Source organism: Phreatobacter sp., assembly GCF_052440005.1.
Classification (GTDB): Bacteria; Pseudomonadota; Alphaproteobacteria; order Rhizobiales; family Phreatobacteraceae; genus Phreatobacter.
The window spans coordinates 1-22904 of record NZ_JBQVQL010000078.1; the positions used below are offsets into that span (position 1 = coordinate 1).

Here is a 22904-nt window from a genome sequence, read left to right on the forward strand (position 1 = left end):
CGCCGGAGCCGATGCCGGCCGAGGCGGTGAAGCCGCCGGAGCCCGAACCCGCACCGGCGCCGCAGGTCGAGACCGCGGTGCAGCCTCCCGCCCCGCCCCCGGCGGAGCCCGCCAACGACCCGGCCCCGCCACCGGCAGCGCGGCCGAAGATCGTCCCGACCGAGACCGTGTTCCCGATGGCGCGGCCCCCGGACGACCCAGGGCCGGAGACGCCGGCGTCCGCACCGGCGCGCCGCAACTCGTTCTTTGGAGGCTGACCGGGCGCTTCCCGTCTTGCCGCCCGGCCCGCCGGCGTGAGATAGAGGGCGCGCCGGTCCCGTAGCTCAGCAGGATAGAGCAGCGGTTTCCTAAACCGAAGGTCAGGGGTTCGAATCCCTTCGGGACCGCCAATGCCTATTGTTTTCGCTCAGAACAATCGCCGTTTCGGCGTGGTCTCCGGCTTGCGGTGGCCATCTCGGACACCTGCGTTCAATAGGCTGCCTCAGCGGGCCCTCGCGTAACGATCAAGCCCCGAGGGGAATCTGCTTCTGGGCCCTGAGCGGAAATTGAGAATGTCTTTGACCGCTTCGTCATCGCTCATCCCCTCACATCATCAGGAAGTGGTTGCGCTCGGCGACGGCCTCCAACACGACATTGCTCTTGGCTTGGGCAACGGCGTGGTCCGCGGTAACACACGGCCGAATGGCCGCTACGGCACCCGCGCATGAACCACCGCCACGGCGTCCGCATGAATGCGGCGCCAGCCGGGCAAGCGATCGAGCAGCGCGATGGCCGGCATGCCGGGCTGGAGTAGCGTCCAACCGATACGGTGGCGCTCGAGCAGCCTGATGAGAGCTTCGGGATCCTTGAGATCGAGCGCCCACGTATGCTCCGCGAGAAAGGCCCCGCCGAAGAGTTCGGTGCGCCCGTCAATGGCGGTCGGCACCCCTTGGGTGATCAGCCAGCCGCCGAAGTCATATGCATTGAGCACCGGGCCTGAGGCTCCGGCCGCTCGCGCTGCCGCCAGCGCCTCGGCGGGAATGAGCGCGGCGCGCGGGCGGGCAATATCCGATAGGCCAAGCGCGGACGTCGCGACCACGACCAGCGCCAGAGCTCCGGCGACGACCGGCCGGAGCGCGCCGGTCACCATATCCCGCGGCCCGCGTGCCACGGCGATGGCGGGAGCGAGGAGGAGCACGCCGAGTACCGCGAAGACCGTCTGGTGGCGAACATGAGCCAGTGCCAGGTGGAGCAGCGCCAGCAGCAGCAGGAGCCTCAGCCAGGGCAGGCGGAAACCTGTGGCAAGCGCCAGTGCGATGCCACCGAGCAGCACCATCTCGAAGCCTGACAGCGTTGCAAAATCCTGCGCCCGCCACTCCGTGATGAGGCCGCGGGCCTCGCCGAGGCCCAGGACACGGAAGGCGGCGAGGATCGAGTCCGCGCCGTAGGGGTGGATACAGGCCGCCGCCATGGCGCCAAGGCCGAAAAGGCCCCATCCGATCAGCACCCCGAACCGGTCCCTGGCCTCTGCCCGCAGCATCGCCTCGAGCCCGAGCGGCGCGCACAGCGCGATGCCAAGCAGGAAGCTGCCGTGCAGGTTGGCCCACAGCACCATCAGCGGGAACAGCAAGAGCGACGGCAATCGGCCCTCTTCCATGGCCCGGAAAAGACCCGCGGCCCACAGCACCAGGGCGGGGAGGGCGATGAGATGCGGCCGTGCCAGCATGTGCGGCAGGCTCAGCGCGATGGCCGCGCCCATGAGCACCAGCGCCGGGCGCCAGTCGAGCCGCCGCAGGGCCTCGTGGGTCAGGATCGCGAAGGAGAGCGCGGCGCAGGCACTCGCCAGCACCACTACGCCGGTCCAGCCGCCGAGGCGTTCAGCCAGCGCCATCAGCACCTGCGACAGCCATTCCTTGGCGATCCAGGGCTGGCCGGTGAAGGTGTGGGAATAGGCGTCTGTGGTCGGAAAGCCTTGGCCGGCGAGGATGCTGCGTCCGAAGAACAGATGCCAATGGCTATCGGCATCATTGAGCAACCGCGGCGCCAGCATCAGGCACAGCGCATATAGCCCTGTGGACACCGCCAGAACCAGGCGCAGGTCCACCACCCGCGTCGGCGGCAGGGGATGACGGCCCACCAGGTCGGCTGCGAGGCGGGCCGGAAAGGGCAGGTCGGGGCCCGGGTTGCCGCCCTTGACGGTGAAGATGCGCATGATTTGAGGATTATCCGCCTCACCGCGGCTTCTGCCTGTCGTCGCCGACCGCCGCGAACGGCCGATCACGGCTCGCAGTTTACATAACCGCTATCCAAATAACCGTTGAATGTTGCGATTGTAACGAAAAGGCTGCTTGCCCATTTCTAGTTCGATGAAATGGTGCTTGAATAATTTATTACCAACTTTTCTGGCTCGGCAACCGTACTTCATTACCTTATTACGGTCAAGGTGAGGATTGCACCTGGATAGACAAGCAGCATCGATCTTCTACAGTAACTATCTGGACGACGAATATTTTAGACTTCATGCGAAAGGCCTTATGTGGACGACGGCGCGGTTCACGACTGCGGCTTTCGGCCCATCAAAGCGGGTGAAGTCCAGGAGGTCGCCCTCGCGAATCCGCCTTCCGGCAAGAAACCCATGTCGGCAATCGAGGCGCGAAGCGGGCGCCGTGCCAGGTCGATCTTTGGGTCCGAAGCCGGCGTCTTATGCCGGCCGTTCGTCGACCTAGCTGGGCGCGGCGACGTCCAATGCGTGCTCCAGGTCCGGCGGATCGCCCTGAACCCCGGGTGGTCGCGGCGGCTCCCGATCCGTCATTCGAAGCGAATGCGGCACCGGAGGCCAGCCGGAATGCGCAGATCCGGATTGGGCAGGCCGAGGCGGACGCCGAAGGTCCCGCTCGCCGCGTCGAAGACCGTGTCGGCGACGAGCACGCGGGCCGTATGGGTGGTGCCGATCGGCGCCTGGAGGGTCACCTGCGCCGTGGACCCCACGGCCGTCTGGCCGAAATAGGCCACGGGGAGAAAAACCTCGACGTGCAGCGGATCGATCCGCGCCAGCGTCATGAGATGGGCCTGTTCGTGCCGGTGTTCGCCCGCCGACATGTTGCGTTCGACCACCACGCCGTCGATGGGGCTGAGGACGCGCTTCTGGCGGAGAAGGGCTGCGACACGGGCAGCTTCCAGCTCGGCCGCCTCGCGGGTCAGTTCGGCGTCACGCAGGTTGAAGGCCGCCACCCGCGCATCGGCGATGGCCTGCTCGTACTGGGCAGCGGTCAGCACACCCGGATTGGACTGCCGCAGCCGCGACAGACGATCGGCCGCCGCCTGGGCCAGCTCGAGCTTCGCCCGCGCCGCTTCGATGGACTGGGTGTTCGCCGCCCGCTGGCGTGCGATGTCGAGCAGCGCTCTCTCGACATCGGCATCGAGTTCGACCAGCACCTGTCCTTCCCGGACGCGATCACCGCGGTCGACGTGGAAGCGGGCGATGAGGCCGGTCACCGAGGCGCTGACCTTCACGCGGCTGTGGGCCTCGACGAGGCAGTCGAACTCGCGCCCCGCGATGCTGCGCGTATCGGCCGGACGCGGGGATTGGGCACCGGCGGAGACCGCCGCGAAAACCGGGAGAAGCGAGCCCGCGGCAAGGCTGACAGCGATGCGTCGAAACATGGGACGTCCTGCAACAAGGAGAGCGCATTGTCGCAGGTCGTTTTCGTCAGGCAAGCGGGCGAGCCGGCGCGCATGGGCGCCGCCGCTGGACGAGCCAGGCGTCACAGGGCGCTCAGCTTTCATTCACGTTAACGTCGCCTTCTCGGCTTTGGTAAACAACTCGCCTCTCTATCCCCTATAATTCGCGGATTTTCGCGACGCTGATGTTCAAATTTCGCCCGCATATTCTGGTTTATGACGAGGCGGACCGAGCATTCACTTCTGCAGGCCATACGGATGACCTTGGTGGTCATGGCCGTTGCTGCAGCCATTCTGGCCGGACTGCCTGAGGCATGGGCCAATGTGAGCCCGTCTGTTCACGTCGACGAGTCCAAGGCCAGTCTCTCCGCCGATCGGCAGGCGCCGACGCCGGCGGCCTGGCTCGACTTCTGCCGCCGCAATCCTGCGGCTTGCCGGCCCAGCGAATGGCCCGGCGCCTCGCTCGCCCTCTCCGAGGCCGTCCTCGCGGCGATCCGAACGGTCAATGCGGAGGTCAATGCGACGATCACCCCGGCGACCGACCGCGAGCTCTACGGCGAGGCCGAGCACTGGACGCTCCCCTCCGCCGGGCGTGGCGACTGCGAGGACGTGGCGCTGCTCAAGCGGGAGCGGCTGATGGCGCTCGGTATCCCCAGCTCCGTCCTGCTGTTGACCATCGTGCGTGACCGCCAGGGCGCCGGCCATGCCGTGCTGACCGTCGTCACCGACCGCGGCGACTTCATCCTCGACAACCAGACCGATGCCGTGACTCCCTGGTATGAGACCGGCCATCGTTTCCTGATGCGCCAGTCGCGCACCGACCCCCATCGCTGGCAGGCTCTCGGCAACGCCCGATCGGTTGCCGCCGGTCGCCACGTCGTCAGGCTCACGGACGACGTGCTGGCGCGCAACGCGGCGGCCATGCCGGTGGAGGACACGATCCTCGTGCCGGTCGACGGCCGGGCGTCCTGACGGCGCCGGGACGGCGGTCACTCCGGCGCGCCGGCGAAGGCCAGCGCGAAATCCATGTCCTCGTCGCTCCGCAGGAGATCACGCCGGATCCGCGCGTGGCGTCGTTCGGCGAGGCGCTGGCAGATCAGCATGAGCCGGCGGGCCGGCCACGACAGCCCGGCGCGCAGAAGGCTGCCAGCCAGTGCCGCGCGCCGCTTCATCCCCGCGTCGACCAGCAGGGCGTCTTCCAGCGACAGCATGACGATGACGCAGCCGGGATCCCCCTGGCGGGCGCAGCGGCCGGCCAGCTGACGATCGATGCGGCCCGCCTCGTGCCGCTCGGTCATGATGACATGCAGGCCGCCGCGTTCGGCCACTCCCGGCCCGAGGATGATGTCGGTGCCCCGCCCCGCCATGTTCGTCGCGACCGTGACGCGGCCGGCCTCCCCGGCGCTGGCGACGATGTCCGCCTCTGCCGTCTCGTCCACGGCATTGAGGATCCGGTGCGGCACCTGGAAGGCCCGCAGCGCGTCCCCCGCCTGCAGCGACGCCTTGACCGACCGGGTGCCGATCAGCACGGGAACGCCGCGCGCCGACAGCGCCTTGGCGAGCCGCGCCACGGCGTTCCACCGGGTCTCCGCGGTCGGCAGGACCACGTCGCGGACCACGCGGCGGCGCGGGGGACGATGGGTTGGAATGCGCACCACCGTGAGGTCGTAGACCTCCCACAGCTCCGCGGCGATCTCCCGCGCCGTTCCGGTCATGCCCGACAGCGAGCGATAGCGGCGGAAGAGCCGCTGGTATGTCATGCGGGCCATGGTCACCCGCTGGGGCGACGGATCGGCCCCCTCCTTGAGTTCCACCAGCTGGTGCAGGCCGTCGCTCCAGAACCGGTCGGCCATCACGCGGCCGCTGTACTCGTCCACGATGGCGATCTTGCTGTCCTGGATGATGTAGTGGGCATTCTTCTGCATCACGTGGAGCGCCGTCAGGGCCTTGGTCACGGCGTCCTCGCGGAAGATGGCGCTGCGCCAGTCGCCGCCGAGGGTCGCACCCACGCGTTGGAGGATCGCCTGACCTGCCGCGGTCAGCGCCACCTTGGCTCCTACGGGATCGAGCCGGAAATGCTCGGCGGACTTCAGGTGGTGCGCCACCACGAGCGCCTGCTTGAGGCTGCGCGCCTCGACGGTGCTGTCGGCCGGGCCCGACAGGATGAGCGGCGTGCGCGCCTCGTCGATGAGGACGCTGTCGGCTTCGTCGACGATCGCGAAGTCGAGGCCGCGCATGATCGGCCGCTCGTCCGTCTGCGCCAGCCCCTCGACGGTCCGTAGCTTGCGACGCAGCGGGCCGCCGGCCGAGCTGAGGACGAGGCGATCCTTCAGGTAGTCGAAGGCGATCTCCTTGTTCGCCGCATACACGACATGGGCGCGGTAGGCGGTCCTGCGCTCCTCCCTGGAGAGGCCCTCGAACACCACACCGGTCTGCAGTCCGAAGAAGGCATAGAGCGGCGCGAATTTCTCGGCATCGCGCCGGGCAAGGTAGTCGTTGACGGTAATGACGTGCACGGCCCGCCCGCGCAGCGCCATGGCGACCGCCGCCAGCGTTGCCGTGAGGCTCTTGCCCTCGCCGGTGTTCATCTCGGCGACCATGCCGCGGACCAGCGCATAGGCCCCCATCAGCTGCACGTCGTGGTGGCGCATCCCGATGGTGCGCGACGAGGCCTCGCGGATGACCGCAAAGAGCGGGCCGAGGGCGTCCGCGCCGATCGTCTCCTCCCGCTTCAGGCGTGCCGCGAGCAGGCGCGCGCGATCCTGCAGCGCCGCGTCGCCGAGGCCGGCGAGGCCCGGCGCTCCGCGATGCGTCGCCGCCACGATGTGCCGGAGCTGCCGCGTCCTTGCTCCAGCCCGGGCGGCGACACCATGGCTGAGCACGCGCCGCAGGGCCTGGTCCAGTTTCGACCGCCTGACGCTGGGTCGCTCGGGATATGGCTCGACCTGGGGGAGAACCGCGGCGAGGGTGGAGGACTCAGACATTGAACTGCCGCAGGAAGGCCTGCCGCACCGCGCGCACGATCCTCACCCCGATGGGCTCGGACGGGTGGCCGAACCGGACGAAGACCCGCATCCCCAGCCGGGAGTCGGGCGGCAGGCCCGCGATGGCGAGATCGAACTGGTACAGCGTCTCCAGCGGCCGCAGCCGGTCGGTCTGGCCGCGGTCGACCAGCACCCGGCCGCCGCCGGTCACCGCCAGCGCGCCGTGGGGAAGGTCGGCCAGTGCCGCCGGAACCTGGCGGACGATGGTCGCGCCGAGCGAGCGGCCGGGGTCGCTCGCCAGTCGCACGTCGACCTTCGCCGTGTTGGAGCGGACCATGTCGAGATCGGCCTGGTCGACGACCGTCCGCACGACGATGCCGCCGGCATCCGGCCCGACGACATAACCGAGAACGTCGCCCTTCCGCCGGAACTGCCCGACGACGTCGACCGGGTCGACGGGCACAAAGGTGCCGGCGCGCCGGACGCGGACATCGAGGTCCCGGACGCTTCGGCGCATGTCCTGCAGTTGCCCCTCGGCGTGGCGGATCTGCTCCTCGACCACCCGCGCCTGCACCCGGTCGACCACATTGGCGGCTTCAAGCCGCACCTTGAGCTCCTCCAGCTGGCGCTCCACCACGCCCATCCGGGCGACCAGCAGCGGATCGTCCAGCTTTGCCACGACATCGTCGCGCCCAACCGCGGCGGGGCGCTCGAAGGGAAAGCCGACGACGACGCCCTCCGACGCTGTCCGCACCGTCGCCTCGTCGTCCGCGATCCAGATGACCCCTTCGGCGAGGGTGGCGTAGGTCACCGGCACCGCCAGGAGGAGCGCCACCAGGCCGGCGACGCCCGCCGACGTCACCGCCGCGGCCCGCCCCCGTCGCCCCTTCAGCTGCGGCGAGAAGACGAGGAAGGAAAGTCCCTTCAAGAGGGGCCACACGATGGCCCCGGCAAGGCTCGCGACGGCGAGCAGGACACCGATGAAGAAGAAGTGTCCGGCGACGAAGAGCGCGATGCCGAAGGTCACGACAAGGCGGTAGGCCAGCGCCAGGAGGCCATAGCCGACGAACCAGCCGGCCTCGCCCCGGGCCGTGACGGGGCTGGCGAGATCGGGCACGCCGAACAGGTGGCGCTGGATCACATGGAGCATGTAGGCATTGGCCCGCTGCGCCAGGTTCGGAATTTCCACGAGATCGACGAGCACGTAGTAGCCATCGAAGCGCAGCAGCGGATTGCCGTTGAAGACCAGCGTCGAGACCCCGGCGATCAGCACGACGTTGAAGGCGATGGCGCGCACTGCGCCGGGTTCGACGAGCACCCAGACGATCATCGCGATGGACGCCAGCGCCAGTTCCACGAGGATGCCGGCGCCGGCGACCACCATGCGCCGGTGCTTCTCGCGAAAGGCCGCGGCTGCCGAAGCATCCACATAGGGCATGGGCAGGAAGACGAGCCACATCAGGCCGAATTCATGCACCTCGCCGCCCCACGCCTTGGCGGCGTAGGCATGGCCCAGTTCGTGGATGCCCTTGATGACCGGATAGAGCGCCAGGATCAGCGCGACGTTCTGGAGCGAGAATGCCTGGTCGACGGCCGACTGGCTCATCTGGGGCCAGTGCATGACGACGATCGCAGTGCCTGTCGCGACCAGAGCGAGCCAGAGACAGAACCCGAAAGGCGAGAACATCCAGCGGACGGCGGGCAGCGTGGCGTCGAGGAAGCGGTTGGGGTCGAACAGGCCCGTGCGGATGGCGAGCGGATTCTTGAACCGCGCGAGAAACTCCCGACGCCGCATCCGTCGCGAACGCTCGTCGAGCTCGGCCATGTAGGGGACATCGCCGCCGGCGATGAGATCGGCGCCGTGGAGCAGCGACAGCAGCCTCAGCACGTCGTCCTGCGGCACCGTATCGGCGCCCAGTTCGTCACGGGCGATGGCCCACGCATCCTGCACGGTACGCCCGCCGTCGAGCAGGCTGAGCACCCGATAGGCGCCATGCGACAGGCGGTGATAGCGCCCGGTCTGGTTGTCCTGGACGATGTACCAGACCTCGCCCCTGAACGTCTGGCGGTGGATCCGCACGTGCGGACGCAGATGCAGAGTGAGCGAGGCGACGCGATACCAGGACGGAGAGTAGAGCGAGGCCGGCATGGCGCCTCACGGGATCCAGCGCCAGAGCGCCAGGCGAACCCAGCTGATCATGGAGCGCGCCCAGATCCAGGCGACGTGGCGCCGGTCGACGTCGATCTTGGCGGCCCCCCTCATGCCGGGCCTGAGCGCAGGGATGTCGGCGGGGAGCTTCGCCTCGACCCGGAAGACGTTGCGGCCCTCCTCGGCGCGCGCCACGGGCGTCAGCCGCACGATCTCGACGGGAAAGCTCTCGGCAGGCAGCGCGGTCAGCACCAGCCGCCCGGTCATGCCTTCGCGGAGGTCGGCGATCTGCTGCTCGTCGACGTTGAGCATCACGCGGTAGCCGTCGAGGGGCGCGACCTCGAACAGGACCTGGCCACGCTGGACCGCAGCGCCGATGGACTGGGAGTGGTCGCCCGAGACGACGATGCCGTCGAAGGGTGCCGTCAGGCGGGTGCGGCCGAGTTGCTCGTCGACGAGGTTGATCTGCGCCTCCGCCTGATCGATCAGGCTGGTCGCGACCAGGGTGTCGGCCCGGCTGCGCTCCGCCAGCGCCCTCTGGTGTTCGATGGAGCGTCGCTGACGCTCCGTCACCCAGCGGAGCCGCTCGAGCACGAGGTCGCGGTCGTCGAGCGCGGCGAGCAGCGCTCCCTCCTTGACGATGTCGCCGGCGCGGGCCGGCGCTTCCTTCAGAAAGCCGTTGAAGGAAACGACGACGGAGCGCTGCACCCGGCCCTCGACCTGGGCATCGGCCGTGACGCGGTACGTGTCCTGCCAGACGGCGAACACGGCCACGACCGCGACCGTCCCGATCGCCGCGAGCTTGCGCGCCGCATGCTCCTTGCCGACGAGTGCGGTGACCTGGCGCGCGGCTGCGCGCGCGAGCTTGGCCCCGAGCCAGCGATCGGCTTCCAGCTTGTCCGCGAGAAGCGGCGCGATCGCCGTCGCCACCGCGTCGATCGCCACGATGTCGGCCGGCGTGAAGGGGTGGTTCGCGGCCCTCTCCAGGGTCAGCGCCCCGATGAAGCGGCCCTGCACATGCAGCGGCACGGTGGCGAGGGCGCCGGCTCCGTGCTCGCGGGCGAGTTCGGCATGGGCGCGCGTGACCAGAAAGGCATCGCCAACGACCGGCTGGGTGACGATGGCGCGCTGGTCGACGGCCTCGTCCATCGCCTCGCCGATCAGCCGGACGAGGTTCATGTCCTTGCCGAAGTTCGCGCTGTGGGAGAGCGCGACGATGTGGGTCCGTCGCCGGCGCACCAGCCCGACGCTGACCCGGACGCAATCGAGCGCCCGCGCGAGCTCGGTGGCGACGAGGCGCGCGCTGGCAGAGAGACGTTCTCCCTCGAGGGCGGCGGCCACCAGATCGACGACGAGGCGTGCGGTGCGGCCCTTGTCCTCGACCGCCTCCAGCCGCCGGCCGAGGATCCGCTCGCGCACCCAGGCGGAACTCCACTGGAGCGCGCGCAGGGCCCGGTGGACGTCCTGCGGCGAGGCGAGATCGGCGCGAAGCGCCACCGCGCCAGCGGGCTCGGTGCCCACCAGGATGGGATAGGCGAAGACGATGCGACCGTCTCCGGCGTGGTCGACGACACCCTGTCCGCGCGCGCGGGCCCGCGCGGCCGTGCGCGCGAGATCCTCGCCGCCTGCTCCGCGCCCCCACTGGGTGACGACCCCACCGTCGGCGAACTCGACCGCGGCATGGCCCGACCGGACGCCGTCGATGGCGCCGCAGGTCAGGGCGAGCCAGGCCTCGAGGAAGGCCTCGTTCGACGGCGACCGCAGGAGAGCCGCCCAGCCGGCCTGAGCCTGGAGGGCCGGGTCACCGCCAAGGTTCGGCCGGGGGGACATCGCATTCACGGAGGCTGGCCCTCCCGGCCGGTTCAGGCCGCCTGGTCGGCGGGCTGCGGAGCGCCGCGGGTCAGCCGTCCGGCCAGGGCCTGGGTGGCGCCGATGCTGAACAGATGCGCATGGATGACGCCGAGGGCGCCGGACCTGCGAAGGTCGAGCCAGGCCTCGTCGGGCAGCGCGTTCAGCTTCTCCTCGTCGACGATCGACAGGCCGTGAATGCTGGCACTCTGGCTGCCGTCGCCCCGGCTCACGTCGACGGAGATGCTCTTGAACAGATCCAACGCGGCAAGGCGTTCGCTCAGCGCCTCGGTGCGCCTTGCGGCGAGGGCATAGTCGGTCACAAGCTTGATGATCGGCTGCAAAGCCTCGCTCGGGGCGCCCTCGTCGTCGAAGAGGCGGATACCGTCCTCGGTCTCGCCGAAGCCCTCGTAGCGGCCGTCGATGCAGATCACCGGGTCGGCGTCCTGGCGCTCGCCGAGCATGAAGGGGTAGCGCCGCAGGTAGGCCGGAACGTAGGTCCCCGTCCAGCGGCCGGCCTCGTCGATGAACAGGTTCTCGCCCGCCTTCATGCCGCAGAGGAAGACCGGCGCAAACTGCCGGCCGGCCGGCACGAAGACGATGGCCATCTCCCGCGCCGCGGCCGGAAACTCGTCGACGACGGCGGGAATGAGATGGGACGTGGCCGCGAATGCGAGCGGTTGCGACAGGGCGGTCATCCGGAACTTCCGATGATCCGCACTGTTGAGAGGCTCGACCGAGCGATAGAAGAGAGGCAGGCCCGACATTGGTTCGTTCCCAATGAATGATGACGCGAGAATCGGAGGCGCGGCCGGAATGGCTCATCGCTCCCGAGGAAAGACTTCTGACCGGTTAGCCCGCTCCGGTCTCGACACTGCCAAGATCAGGTGTGTAAAGCCAGTCTTCTGGTAATTCTTCGTTAACCGACCAGCTTTCGCCGAGCTCGTGGAGGCTCAGCGTCCGCTGCAGGTCGATCGCCTCCCGCGCGGTGTGCCGGCGCGACGCGATGGTGATCGCCACCATCCCGAAAGCACCGACGAGAGCGGCGTTGGCCCGGCCGTCGCCCGGCGTCTCCCGGGCCTCGGCCCCGATCCGGATGGCGTCGGGCAGGCGCGCGGTGAGCGCCAGCCAGCCGCCCTCGCGCAGCAGGCTGCCCGCCGTCAGGACCAGCGTGCCGTCCCGCGCACTGAGATCGCGGAGATCTTCCGGAACCGTCAGCAGCGGATCCGCCGGCAAGCCGCCGCCGCCGGTGGCGGCATCGCCCAGGCCGCCGCCCGATTCCGTGGGCGAAACCGGCCCGGGAGAATCTGCGGCGCCCGTCGGCGGTGCGATCTGCGGCGCGCTGTCCTGCGCGGGGGAAGGTGGGGGAGCGCTTCCGCCCTCCGGGCCGGGCGGCTGGCTGCCGCCAGGGGGGAGCGACTGTGTCTGCGGTGCGGTCTGGCCGGGCGGCGGACCGCTGCCCCACGAGAACTGCGTCCCTCCCGTGCTGGCGCCCGAATAGGCCACGGTCATGTTCGGGGCGGCCGCGGTCGTGTCGACCGCCGGCGGGGCCGGCGGGATCTGCGTGGCGGCTGTGACCGCCGGAACGCGGGCGACGAGAACCGCCTCCTGCGGCTCGCGGGTTGCGCTCCGGGCTCCGCTGTTGTCGATCGCCGTTGCCCGGATGCTCCAACGCCCGTCCGGCGGGGCATTGGGGGCATCTGCGGTGACCGCGCGCGAGGCGCTGAACTGGCCGGTCGCCCGGTCCACCGGGACGAGGCTCGACGTCCCGTCGCCCCAGTCGATCTCAACGACCACACTGTCATTGACGCCGGGATCGGCGACGGTCCCGGTCGCCGTGAGCGTCGCCGACCCGGAGTTGGAGTCGGTGGAAGCGACGTAAGTGACGATGGTCGGAGCGACGTTGCGCACCTCGACCGCGTCCGGCAGGGACGTCGAACCCGAAGCGCCCTGCCCGTCCGTCACCGTGACGCCGACCGTGTAGCGGCCGGAGGCGATGCCGGCGCCCGCCGCGTCGTCGGCATAGCGATGGGTGGTGGTGAAGGTGCGGGTAGCCGGATCGACTGCCACGGTCTCGCTCGTGCCGTCGCCCCAGGTGACGGTGACCTGATGGGTGTCGTTCCCGCCCGCGTCGACCACACGGCCGGTCAGCGTCACCACGCCGTTCTCGTCGATCACCGGCGTCACCGTCACGTCGGAGAGGGTCGGGGCGAGGTTCCGCACCTCGACCGCGTCCGGCAGCGACATCGAACCCGAAGCGCCCTGCCCGTCCGTCGCCGTGACGCCGACCGTATAGCGGCCCGAGGCGATGCCGGCGCCTGCCGCGTCGTCGGCATAGCGATGGGTGGTGGTGAAGGTGCGGGTGGCCGGATCGACCGCCACGGTCTCGCTGGCGCCATCGCCCCAGGTGACGGTCACCTGATGGGTGTCGTTCCCGCCCGCGTCGATGACACGGCCGGTCAGCGTCACCACGCCGTTCTCGTCGATCACAGGCGTCACCGTCACGTCGGCGAGGGTCGGGGCGAGGTTGCGCACCTCGACCGCGTCCGGCAGCGACGTCGAACCCGAAGCGCCCTGCCCGTCCGTCACCGTGACGCCGACCGTGTAGCGGCCCGAGGCGATTCCGGCGCCTGCCGCGTCGTCGGCATAGCGATGGGTGGTGGTGAAGGTCCGCGTCTGCGGATCGACCGCCACCGTCTCGCTGGCGCCATCGCCCCAGGTGACGGTCACCTGATGGGTGTCGTTTCCGCCCGCATCGACGACACGGGCCGTGAGCGTGACCACGCCGTTCTCGTCGATCACCGGCGTCACCGTCACGTCGGAGAGGGTCGGGGCGAGGTTGCGCACCTCCACCGCGTCCGGCAGCGACGTCGAACCCGAAGCGCCCTGCCCGTCCGTCGCCGTCACGCCGACCGTATAGCGGCCCGAGGCGATGCCGGCGCCCGCCGCATCGTCGGCATAGCGATGGGTGGTGGTGAAGGTGCGGGTGGCCGGATCGACCGCCACCGTCTCGCTCGCTCCATCGCCCCAGGTGACGGTCACCTGATGGGTGTCGTTCCCGACCGCATCGACGACACGGCCGGTCAGCGTCACCACGCCGTTCTCTTCGATCACAGGCGTCACCGTCACGTCGGCGAGGGTCGGGGCGAGGTTCCGCACCTCGACCGCGTCCGGCAGCGACGTCGAACCCGAAGCGCCCTGCCCGTCCGTCGCCGTCACGCCCACCGTGTAGCGGCCGGAGGCGATGCCGGCGCCCGCCGCATCGTCGGCATAGCGATGGGCGGTGGTGAAGGTGCGGGTGGCCGGATCGACCGCCACCGTCTCGCTCGTTCCGTCGCCCCAGGTGACGGTGACCTGATGGGTGTCGCCGGCATTGGCGTCCGCGACACGGCCCGTGAGCTCGACGACGCCGTTCTCGTCGACCACCGGTGTGACCGAGAGCCCCTCGATGACCGGGTCGACGTTCTTCAGCGACACGATGCGGGTCAGCGACGTCACGCCGCCGTCGTTGTCGGCGGCGCGCAGGGTCACCGTGTAGGCGTTGCGGCCAAGCACGGCCTCATCGGTGACCACGTAGGTCTTCGAAGCGGAGAAGGCGCCGGTGGCGGGATCGAAGGTCAGAGGCGAGGGCCCGCTGCCATCGCCCCAGTCGATCACCAGCGACACGGCGTCGGCGAGGCCGGGATCCGTCACCGTACCGGACACCGTGATGCGGCCGCCGGCCGCGAGACTGCCGGGCACCGACAGGTTGATGATGGCGGGCGCGACGTTGCGCACGTCCGTCGCCACGGTTCCCGAAACCGGAGCGCCATCCTTGTCGGTCACCAGCACCGATGCGGTGAGCTGAACCTCGTCGGCGACAGGGCGCGAAGCGGTGAACAGGTAGCGGCCCGTCGCGCCGTCACGCGTCGCGCCGACCTCCTCCCGGACCCCGTCGCTCCAGGCCACGACAACGGTATGGGCGTCGGCAAGACCGGGATCGGCGAAGCTGCCCGAGAGGGTGGCGGTGGACCCTTCGTCGATCACCGCCGGCAGCGACAGGCGCAGGTCCGACGGCGCCACATTGGCGACGGTCAGCGTCGTCCGCGCATTGGCCTGCAGGTTGTCGGAATCGTTGACGAGGATGAGCGGCTGCAGCAGCCCCGTATTGTCGCCGAACAGCCGGCTCGCCGTGGCCGTGAACAGGCCGGATGCGGGGTCACGGCTGACGCTCATCGTGTCGGCGAGGGACTGGCCGCCCACCGTGCCCCAGCGGATGAACACGACGGCGAGGTTGTTCACGTCGTCGTCGGAGAAGGTGACGGTCGCCGTGACGAGATCGCCCTCGTTGACCTGGGCCGGCGTCAACACCACCGAGCGGATGATCGGCGTCGGATTGGCCAGCTCGACGTCGAACATCGGCGCGGCCGTGCCGCCGTCCTTGTCCTCGAGGATCAGCATGGCGTTGTAGACGAAGGGATCGGCGCGCCCGTTGTCGAGGCCCCCGTAGACGTGGACGGCCGTGAAGTCGCGCCAGCCCGCGAGCGGGCCATCGGCTCGCGCTTCGCCGATCACCATGTCCGACATGCGCGAGGCGGTTCCGTCGTTCCAGTCGATGACGAGCGTGGGGGCGTCGGCGGTGCCGGGGTCGTAGAAGCGGCCGGTGACGGTGACGGTGCCACCGTCCTTGCCGAGGATCACGGTGCCGTTCGGCTGGCCGACCACGCCGCCGGGTCTGGCGGCGACGCCATTGACCTTCAGATCGGCGATGACCGGGTCGACGTTGTTGACCACGACGTCGACGGACCTCTCGGCCGTGCCGCCCGCCTCGTCGCTGACCGCCGCCTTCACCGTGAAGGGCTTGAAGGCGATGCCGCCGGGAAGGAACTCGACGGCACCGTTGTCGGTGAAGGTCTTCTCGTAGACGAAGCTCCGCGTGCCGCCGCTGGACTGGATCTGGTCACCGGAGAGCGTCACGGACGTGCCGTCGCCGAAGGTCAGCACCACGGTGTGGCGGTCGTTCGCCCCGGCATCGGTGAAGCTGCCGCGGATGACGACCTTGCCGCCCTCGTCGATGGTCGACCTGTCGATGGTCAGGGCGTCGAAGACCGGCGCGGCATTGGTCACGACCTGATCGATGGTGACGGGCACGGCCGCGCCGCCGTCGCTGTCGACCAGGGTGAGCCTGACGGCATAGGCGCCGCCGGGAAGCGCGCTGCCGTCCTGCGCCATGACGTGGGTGAGGCTGAAGGACTTGTCGGCGCCGAGGAAGGTCAAGGTCGCGGGAACCGACCCGTCGCCCCAGTCGACCGTGAGCAACTGGCCGTCCCTGACGCCGGCATCCGTGAAGGAGCCGGTCAGCCGGACAGCGCCGCCCTCGACGATGGGGCCTTGCGTCGCGGCGCTGACGAAGACCGGAACGCGGTTGGACACCGTCACGGCCTGACCCGGCGCGTCGAGGGTTCCCGCGTCCGTGCCCGTGGCCTTCACCTTCACCTGGTAGGGGATGGTCGGCCCGGACCGTTTGCCGTCTCCATCGAGGGCGCGGTTGTCGTCGGCGTAGACGTGGCTGACCTCGAGGTTCCAGCCGTTGCCGTAGCCGGCGGTGTTGGCCGGCGTGAACACGCTGGTCGTGCCGTCACCCCAGTCGACCGTCCAGGAGGTGATGACGTCCGCCGCGGACGGATCGTCGGCCGACAGCTTCAGCGTATAGGCCTGGCCCTCGTCGACGGTCGTGGACGGCGCGCTGGTCGCGAGGCTGGGGGGCACGTCGACCACGGACACGTCGACGATCGCGGTGCGGATCCGACCATCCCCGTCGCGGACCCCGACGCGCACCGACTTGACCCCCGATGTGGCGTAGAACGAGTCCTGATCGATGGTGAAGGTCGCGCCGGTCTGCCAGGTCGCCAGATCCCAGCTGTTGTCGTTGCCGATGTCGATGTTGAAGCGCAGCAGCGACTGGTCGGCCCTGGAGATGTTGGTTGCGGCAACCGTCACGGTGGCGCGGCTGCCGGCGCCCTGCGATGCGCCCTCCCGGCCCGCTGTGGCCGTCAGCCGGTCGATCACGGGGGACAGGTCCTTCAGACGCACGTCGAGGGTCGCAACCTGTGACCGGGCAGACGCATCGTCCACGGCGGTGACGGCAACGCGGTAGGCCTCGCGGCCGAGGACCAGCGGGTCGGAGACCGCGTAGGTGTGGCTGGCGACGAATGCGCGCGTCAGCCGGTCCACGGAGACGGTCTGCTTCGCCGTGCCGTCGTTCCAGTCGATCTCGACCGTGAGCGCATCGGCGATGCCGGGGTCGGTGACCGTCCCGCGGAGCGTGACCTGGCCGCGCAGCGCGCCGTCATTGGGCACGATCTCCGGCGTCACGGCGAGAGGCCCGACCGCCGGCGCCGCGTTGGTCACGGTGACCATGCGGCTCGCCGTGGTGGTCACCCCGAGGCCGTTCCGCACCTCGACGGTGACGGCCACGGTGGTGTCGACACCGGCGACCGGCGCTCCGTTGGCGAAGGCCCCGGCCGGCGCCGTGGCGGTGAACCTGTAGGGACCAGCCGGCGTGTCGCGCGTGGCTGTGACCTGAGACAGGTAGGCATCGCCCCAGTTCACGGTCACGACGAGCGTCGCATCGGTGCCCGCGTCGGCGATCTCGCCGGTGACCACCACGGTTCCGCCCTCGACGACGGTTGCGGGCACGTCGAGGCCGACGAAGCGGGGGGCCGCGGTGGCGGCGGGCGCACCGACCGCCACGGTCCGGGTGACGACGGCCTTGCTGCCGGCGTCGTCGGTGTCGACCACCGAGATCCTGACGGCGTAGGCGGCGAGGCCGAGCGCGCTGCTCGCCTTGTCATAGGCCTTGTCGATGGAGAACTGCCGCTGGCCCGGGTCGATGCTGCGGACGCTCGTGGTGCCGTCGCCCCAGTCGATCGACAGGAGGTGACGGTCCGACAGACCGGCGTCGGTCACGCGACCCGACAGCGTGATGGTGTCGCCCGCCTGGGCCGTGGCGACCAGCGCGACGTCCTCGAGGCCCGGCGCTCCGTTGGTCACGGTCACGCTGGTGGACCGGGTGACCGTGTAGGCGGCGTCCCTCACGGTGGCGGTGATGGCGAAGCGGTCGGTTGCCGTGCCCGCGGGATCGGCGGCGTAGGTGTGGCGCTCGACATAGCGGAAGCCGCTCGCCGCATTGCCCGTGATGGTGCCCGCGCCGCTCGTCGTGCCGTCGCCCCAGTCGATCGAGACCGTCGGCGCGCCGCCGGCATCGGGATCGGTGATGTCGAGCGAGAGCAGGACCTCGTTTCCCTCCACCATGGCGGTGGGCGAGGCCGTCATCGCGGTGATCACCGGCATCGCATTGGCGAGGCGGTAGGAGACGATGCTGGAGCGGGCCCCGCCGTCGTTGTCCCGCGCCGTGACGGTGATCAGGGTGGCCCCGTCGACCAGCGCCGAAGGCGTGGCGGCCGCCGCCGCGCGCGTCGCGGTGAAGGTCCTGGCTCCCGCGTTGACCACGATGCCGCTGTTCGCATCGGTGGAGCGGACGACGACACCGTCGCCCCAGTCGACCGCGATGCTCACCGTGTCGGCGAGGCCCTGGTCGGCGAAGGATCCGGTCAGGGTGAGCACCTGGCCGAGGGCCACGCCCGTGACGGTCGGATTGGCGTTGACGGTGCCGGAGAGCGTCACGGGTTTCGCCGCCGCGCCGTTCAGCCTCAGGTCGCTCAGCGTCGGGTCGGCGTTGCGGACGCCGATGGTCGCGGCGGGAATCTGGGTGCTGACGCCGTCGAGGCTCCAGACGACGGCCGAGATCGTGAAGCGCCTGACGTCGTCGGGCGCCGCGAGCGGCGTCGGATTGTTGGGATAGGACGTGCGGATGGTGATCGTATTGGCGGCCAGGTCGTAGGTGATGCCGCTGTTGGCGACCGGCTCCCACTTGAACGTGGTGCTGTTGTAGACGTGGCTCTGGATCTCGCGACCGTCACCGAGGTCCACCTCGACGGCTTCCTTGCCGTTGATCGACCCCCCGGTGACGGGGAGAACGATGGCGAAGGTCTCGCCCTCGGTGACGACGTCCTGAGACAGCGACATCACGGGGATCGACAGATTGCCGCCCCGGACGATGATCGGGCCGGTCGAGGCTGTCGCGGAGACGGCCCCGTCCTTGTCCTGGGCGACGACCGTCACCTGGTAGGGCACGGCATCGCTGTTCCGGTCGCGGTTCGGCACGTCATAGACGTGGGCGAGCGAGAACGAGGTGGTTCCGGCAGCGAGTGCCAGGGTCTGGGGGCGGGACCCGTCGCCCCAGTCGATGGTCAGGACCTGTCCATCCCGCGGGGCATCGTAGACCGAGCCCGACAGCGTGAACGTGTCGCCGGAGAAGAGGAAGATGTTGTCGTTCTGCCTGACGACGCTGAGGATCGGCGCGGCGTTGGTGACCGCGACGTCCCGCGTGACCGCCGTGCTTCGCGCCCCTTCCACCGCCGTGATCGTGACCGTGTAGGGAACGGTCCGCCCCTGGGCGTCGCGCTTCTCGTCGGCGTAGACGTGGGAAGCCGAGACGGTGATCATGTTCGGCGCCCCGAAGATGCGATCGTTGTCGCCGACGGTGACCGTGTCGATGGACGAGCCGTCACCCCAATCGATGCGGAAGGCGGTGATGAGATCGCCCGCCATCCGGCCGTTCGCCTCATGGAAGCCGGGATCGGTGGCCTTGATCGCGAGCGTGACCGCCGAGCCCTCGACGAGGGAGCCGGTCTGCTGGACCGTGATGGTCGGCGCGACGTCGAGGACGTCGAGCTGGAGCCATGCGATGGATGACGAGAGCCCCTGTGCGTCGACAGCCTTCACGCCGATCTGTACGGCACCGGACTGGCGCAGCGCCGAGGCGGGCACGACGAAATCGGTCGAGGTCTGCGCCGCCGTGGTGCTGCCGTCGGGCAGCAGGAAGACATAGGAGAGGCGGCCGGTTTCGTAGGCCGTGCTGTCGGTGGCACCCGTGACCCGGACGGTCGCGCCCGCGTCGCCCTCACGCACGGGCTGCGCAACGCCGCCGACCACGTTCGGAACCCGCGTGAGGGCGCTGATGGTGGGCGCCACGTTGCCGACGCTCAGGACCGCATCGCGCGAGAAGCTCGCCGATCCGTATTTCGCCGTGGCGGTAATGGTGTAGTCGGTCGCGCTGGCGGTGGCGCCGAGTTCGACCAGGCGGCTCCAGGCGATGGTCGCCCGGGCCGTCGTCGCCCCGGTCACGCCGGCGCCCGTGATCACCGTGCCGTTGATCGACCACTCGAAGGCCGTCGGCGAGCCGACGACGTCGAGCGCCCGCAGGACGAGGTCGGAACCGGGCACGAGCTGGCCCGCATCGCCGACCACGAGGCGCATGCCGACAGAGTCCTGCGGGGCCGGGAGGCTCGCGGTCACGGCGATACCGCCCGACCAGATCGGCGTCGTCGGATTGTCGTTGTCGAACTGGCCGACCTTGACGCTGAACGCGCCGGGCTGGGCATAGGCGTGAACGGCGCTGCGGACGGAGGCGCCGAAGGTCTCGATGGTGCCGTCGCCCCAGTCGATGCGCCAGGCGGTGGGCACGTCGGTGGTGACGGGCTCGCCGGTCGCACCGAACGTGATCTTCAGCGCCTGGCCGACGGTGACCGCCGCCTGATCGGCTGAAGCCGTGATCGTCGGATTGACGTTGCGCACCGTGACGACGGAGCGCGTCACCGTCTCGAGGTTGGACGCATTGGTCGCGCGGACCTGGATCGTATAGGCGCCGTCGTCGACGATTCCGAAGGCCTGCAGAACGGTCTTCGCGATCGTCACCTGCGAGGAGCCGGTGGCGGCGTCGACCTCGTGGTCGGTGAACAGGCCGTCGCCGTCGAGGTCGAAGCCGAACCGGCCGGTCCAGCCCGGGGTGGCGACCGAGCCGCGCGGTTGAGCATCGATGGTCACCGTGAGGTTCTGTCCCTCGTCGATGGTGGCGGCGCTCACCGACAGTGTCGGCGCGAGGATCTCTTCATAGGCCTCGAATTCGGAGAAACTCACCGCCTTGGTGGGCGTGCCGTTCGAGGTGAAGGTCACCGTGCCGCTGCGGTAGAGCGGATCGGTGGTGGAGACCGTGGTCGTGCCCTTGTCGACCTGCAGGGTATCGCCCGGGACAGTGGTGGGATTGCCGCCCCTGAGGCTGACGGTGGTCGCGGTGCCGATCCCGCCGCCATGGATGGCGACGATGTCGGCCCCCTCCCCGCCGGAGACGGTGACGGAGGCGCCCCGGGTCTGGCGCAGGACGATCCGGTCGTCACCGGCGTCGCCGTTGATCACGGTCTGCGACCCCGATCCGTCGAAGTTCAGGCTGATCGTATCGTTCTCGGTGCCGGCATCGACGGTGATGCGGCTGTTGTCGTCATCGCTCGCCAGCGTGACCGTATCGGCGCCCGAGCCGGTCCTGATCGTGGTCGTCTGCGACGCCGATGCGGGCGCGTCGAGCACGCTGACCTGATCGGCGCCGGCGCCGGTGTCGATGGTCACCGCGGCGACATGGCTGAAGACCTTGCTCGCGTAGACGACGCGGTCGGCTCCGGCGCCCGTGACCACGTCGAGCTTTTCGACGCCGGTGTGCGTGGCGCTGATCTCAAGCGGCTTCGGCGCGACGTCGAGATCGATGCTGAAGGTCGCGAAACCGCCACGCCCTTGCGACGGGTCGATCTCGGAGGCGACGTAGAGAACCTGGGTCGTGCCATCCAGCTTGCCCAGGGCGATGTCGGTGATCCCCGCGAGGCCGCGCGCGCCACCGAGCCCGTCGCGGGCGACCTGGAGGGCGCGGGCGGTGACAAGGCCCGTGGTCTTGTCGCGCTGGAACGCGCTGAGCGTGCCGTCGCTGTTGCCGACGATCACATACTTTCCGTCGGCGTCGCCGGTGACGACCACGTCCATTGCAGCGGCGAGGCCGCGTACGCCGCCCTGCCCCTCGACCAGGGTCTGGATGAGGGTCGACCCGCTGCGCACTTCGAGCGCACCGGTGGTGTTGTTGATCGTATAGCTGAAGGATCCGAAGGTGGCGGACGACGTGTCGAGCGCCGAATAGGCCGCCTTGTCGGTGGCCGTCAGGGTGGTGCTGCGCGCCCCGTCCAGTTTGAGGTCGCCGTTGGCGGCGATGGAGAAGCTGTACTTCGACACGCTCCCCCACGGGTCCGTGGTGCCCGGCTGGGCGTCGCCGCTATAGACCACCAGGCGGGTGTCGATGATCGCCATGGCGGTGGCGCCGAGGGCCCCGGGCGCGGCGCCGAAGCGGCTCACCTGGAACGTGTCGCCGTCGACGAAGGACTGGCGCACGCTGCCGTCGGCATTGAGCACGTAGAGCGTGCCGGTCGAGGACTGGAGGGCGTAGATCCGGTCGCCGTTGACGAGGATCTGGTCGAGGCCCTGCAGGTTCGCCGTGGTCTGGGCACCGGCGAGCGGCGCGGACACGTAGCTCCACTGGCCGTTCGCCGCCAGCGCGACGGGGGCGGAGCGGCCATCCAGCGTGGCGGTTCCCGCCGCGGTCGTCGCCTCGACACTGAAGGTCGTGTCGCTCTCGCGGACGAGGGTCACCCAGACGTCGCCGGGCAGCATGCGGCCGAGGGTGCTCGTGGTCGCGAGGAAACCGTCGAGGACCAGCGACTTCGCGGTCTCGCCGCCGATCCCGAGCTTCACGTCGCTGAAGCCGGCGTCGGAGATGTTGGCGACGACGAGCACGTCATAGCCGGAATAGTCCTGGTCGAGGGTGACCTGGCCGCCCGTCGCCGCGGCGAAATCCTTCATGGTGGCGTAGCGGGCGACCGCGATGAGCGCCTTCCCCGGCGCTGCGCCGTCGCGGGCATTGTTCACGCCGGCACGCGAGCTGTCCAGATCGAGGGTCTGCGCATTCAGGAAGGCGCCGTTCCTGTCGTCCATCAGGCCGGCGGTGCCGGCGCCGTAGGACAGGCCCACGATGCGCGGCGTGGACACGGCCGCGGTGTAGGACGCATTGCGGACGAGCGTACCGGTGGTGACGGGATTGCCCTGCTGGTCATAGACGAGGCCCGAGGGCGCGCCAGTGACATTGGCCGCGGTGGTGGCCGCCGTATTGTCGAGAACGACCAGACGGCCGCTGCCGCCGTTCGACGCATAGGTCGCATTGCCGTTGGCGTCGGTGAAACCGTTCTGGCCACCCTTGCCCGGGGTGAGGTCGATGGTCGTCGTCGAAGACAGCACGACGTCGGCACCACGCAGGAAGATGGAGCCCGCCGCGCCACCGGCACCGCCGGCGC

The 22904-nt window shown here is 69.7% G+C and carries 8 protein-coding genes, 1 tRNA gene and 1 pseudogene; 3 read left to right on the forward strand and 7 right to left on the reverse strand.

Translation table 11 applies throughout. The annotated features are described in order from the left end of the window. Positions 1 to 257, forward strand: a pseudogene (locus tag ACT6XY_RS17240) (OmpA family protein); the annotation flags it as partial. 55 nt (positions 258 to 312) lie between these two features. Then, positions 313 to 389: transfer RNA gene (locus ACT6XY_RS17245), tRNA-Arg, on the forward strand. Between the two features lie 299 nt (positions 390 to 688). Here ACT6XY_RS17245 and ACT6XY_RS17250 read toward each other — a convergent pair. Together ACT6XY_RS17250 and ACT6XY_RS17255 are read right to left on the reverse strand one after the other, a co-directional pair. Beyond that, entirely contained in the window at positions 689 to 2191 is a 1503-nt protein-coding gene (locus ACT6XY_RS17250) for a hypothetical protein (RefSeq protein ID WP_444749565.1), read from the reverse strand. 596 nt (positions 2192 to 2787) lie between these two features. Continuing rightward, a complete protein-coding gene (locus tag ACT6XY_RS17255) occupies positions 2788 to 3642 on the reverse strand; it encodes an efflux RND transporter periplasmic adaptor subunit (RefSeq protein ID WP_444749566.1) in 855 nt (284 codons plus the stop codon). A 342-nt stretch (positions 3643 to 3984) separates the two neighbouring features. On the opposite strand from ACT6XY_RS17255, the gene ACT6XY_RS17260 reads away from it, so the two are divergent. Then, on the forward strand, positions 3985 to 4632 hold the full coding sequence (locus tag ACT6XY_RS17260) for a transglutaminase-like cysteine peptidase (RefSeq protein ID WP_444749567.1): 648 nt from the start codon (positions 3985 to 3987) through the stop codon (positions 4630 to 4632). Positions 4633 to 4649: 17 nt separating this feature from the next. Here the strand turns inward: ACT6XY_RS17260 and ACT6XY_RS17265 are convergent, their stop codons facing one another. The 5 genes from ACT6XY_RS17265 to ACT6XY_RS17285 all read right to left on the reverse strand — a co-directional run bounded on the left by ACT6XY_RS17265 (position 4650) and on the right by ACT6XY_RS17285 (position 22848). Then, positions 4650 to 6542: a preprotein translocase subunit SecA gene (locus ACT6XY_RS17265; RefSeq protein ID WP_444749568.1), complete on the reverse strand. Its 1893-nt coding sequence runs from the start codon at positions 6540 to 6542 to the stop codon at positions 4650 to 4652. Between the two features lie 94 nt (positions 6543 to 6636). Then, a complete protein-coding gene (locus ACT6XY_RS17270) occupies positions 6637 to 8793 on the reverse strand; it encodes a PqqD family peptide modification chaperone (protein ID WP_444749569.1) in 2157 nt (718 codons plus the stop codon). Positions 8794 to 8799: 6 nt separating this feature from the next. Further along, positions 8800 to 10623, reverse strand: coding sequence for an HlyD family efflux transporter periplasmic adaptor subunit (locus ACT6XY_RS17275; RefSeq protein ID WP_444749572.1), 1824 nt, complete (start codon positions 10621 to 10623; stop codon positions 8800 to 8802). A 32-nt stretch (positions 10624 to 10655) separates the two neighbouring features. Beyond that, the gene (locus tag ACT6XY_RS17280; protein WP_444749570.1) at positions 10656 to 11408 is read right to left on the reverse strand and encodes a SapC family protein; all 753 of its coding nucleotides are present in this window, start codon (positions 11406 to 11408) and stop codon (positions 10656 to 10658) included. Between the two features lie 85 nt (positions 11409 to 11493). Further along, entirely contained in the window at positions 11494 to 22848 is an 11355-nt protein-coding gene (locus tag ACT6XY_RS17285; protein WP_444749571.1) for a hypothetical protein, read from the reverse strand. Positions 22849 to 22904: the final 56 nt, after the last annotated feature.

Excerpts from the sequence above, each read along its gene's own strand:
- ACT6XY_RS17275 (WP_444749572.1), bottom strand. The coding sequence starts at position 10,623 with ATGTCCCCCCGGCCGAACCTTGGCGGTGACCCGGCCCTCCAGGCTCAG.
- ACT6XY_RS17250 (WP_444749565.1), bottom strand. The coding sequence starts at position 2,191 with ATGCGCATCTTCACCGTCAAGGGCGGCAACCCGGGCCCCGACCTGCCC.
- ACT6XY_RS17280 (WP_444749570.1), bottom strand. The coding sequence starts at position 11,408 with ATGTCGGGCCTGCCTCTCTTCTATCGCTCGGTCGAGCCTCTCAACAGT.
- ACT6XY_RS17270 (WP_444749569.1), bottom strand. The coding sequence starts at position 8,793 with ATGCCGGCCTCGCTCTACTCTCCGTCCTGGTATCGCGTCGCCTCGCTC.
- ACT6XY_RS17255 (WP_444749566.1), bottom strand. The coding sequence starts at position 3,642 with ATGTTTCGACGCATCGCTGTCAGCCTTGCCGCGGGCTCGCTTCTCCCG.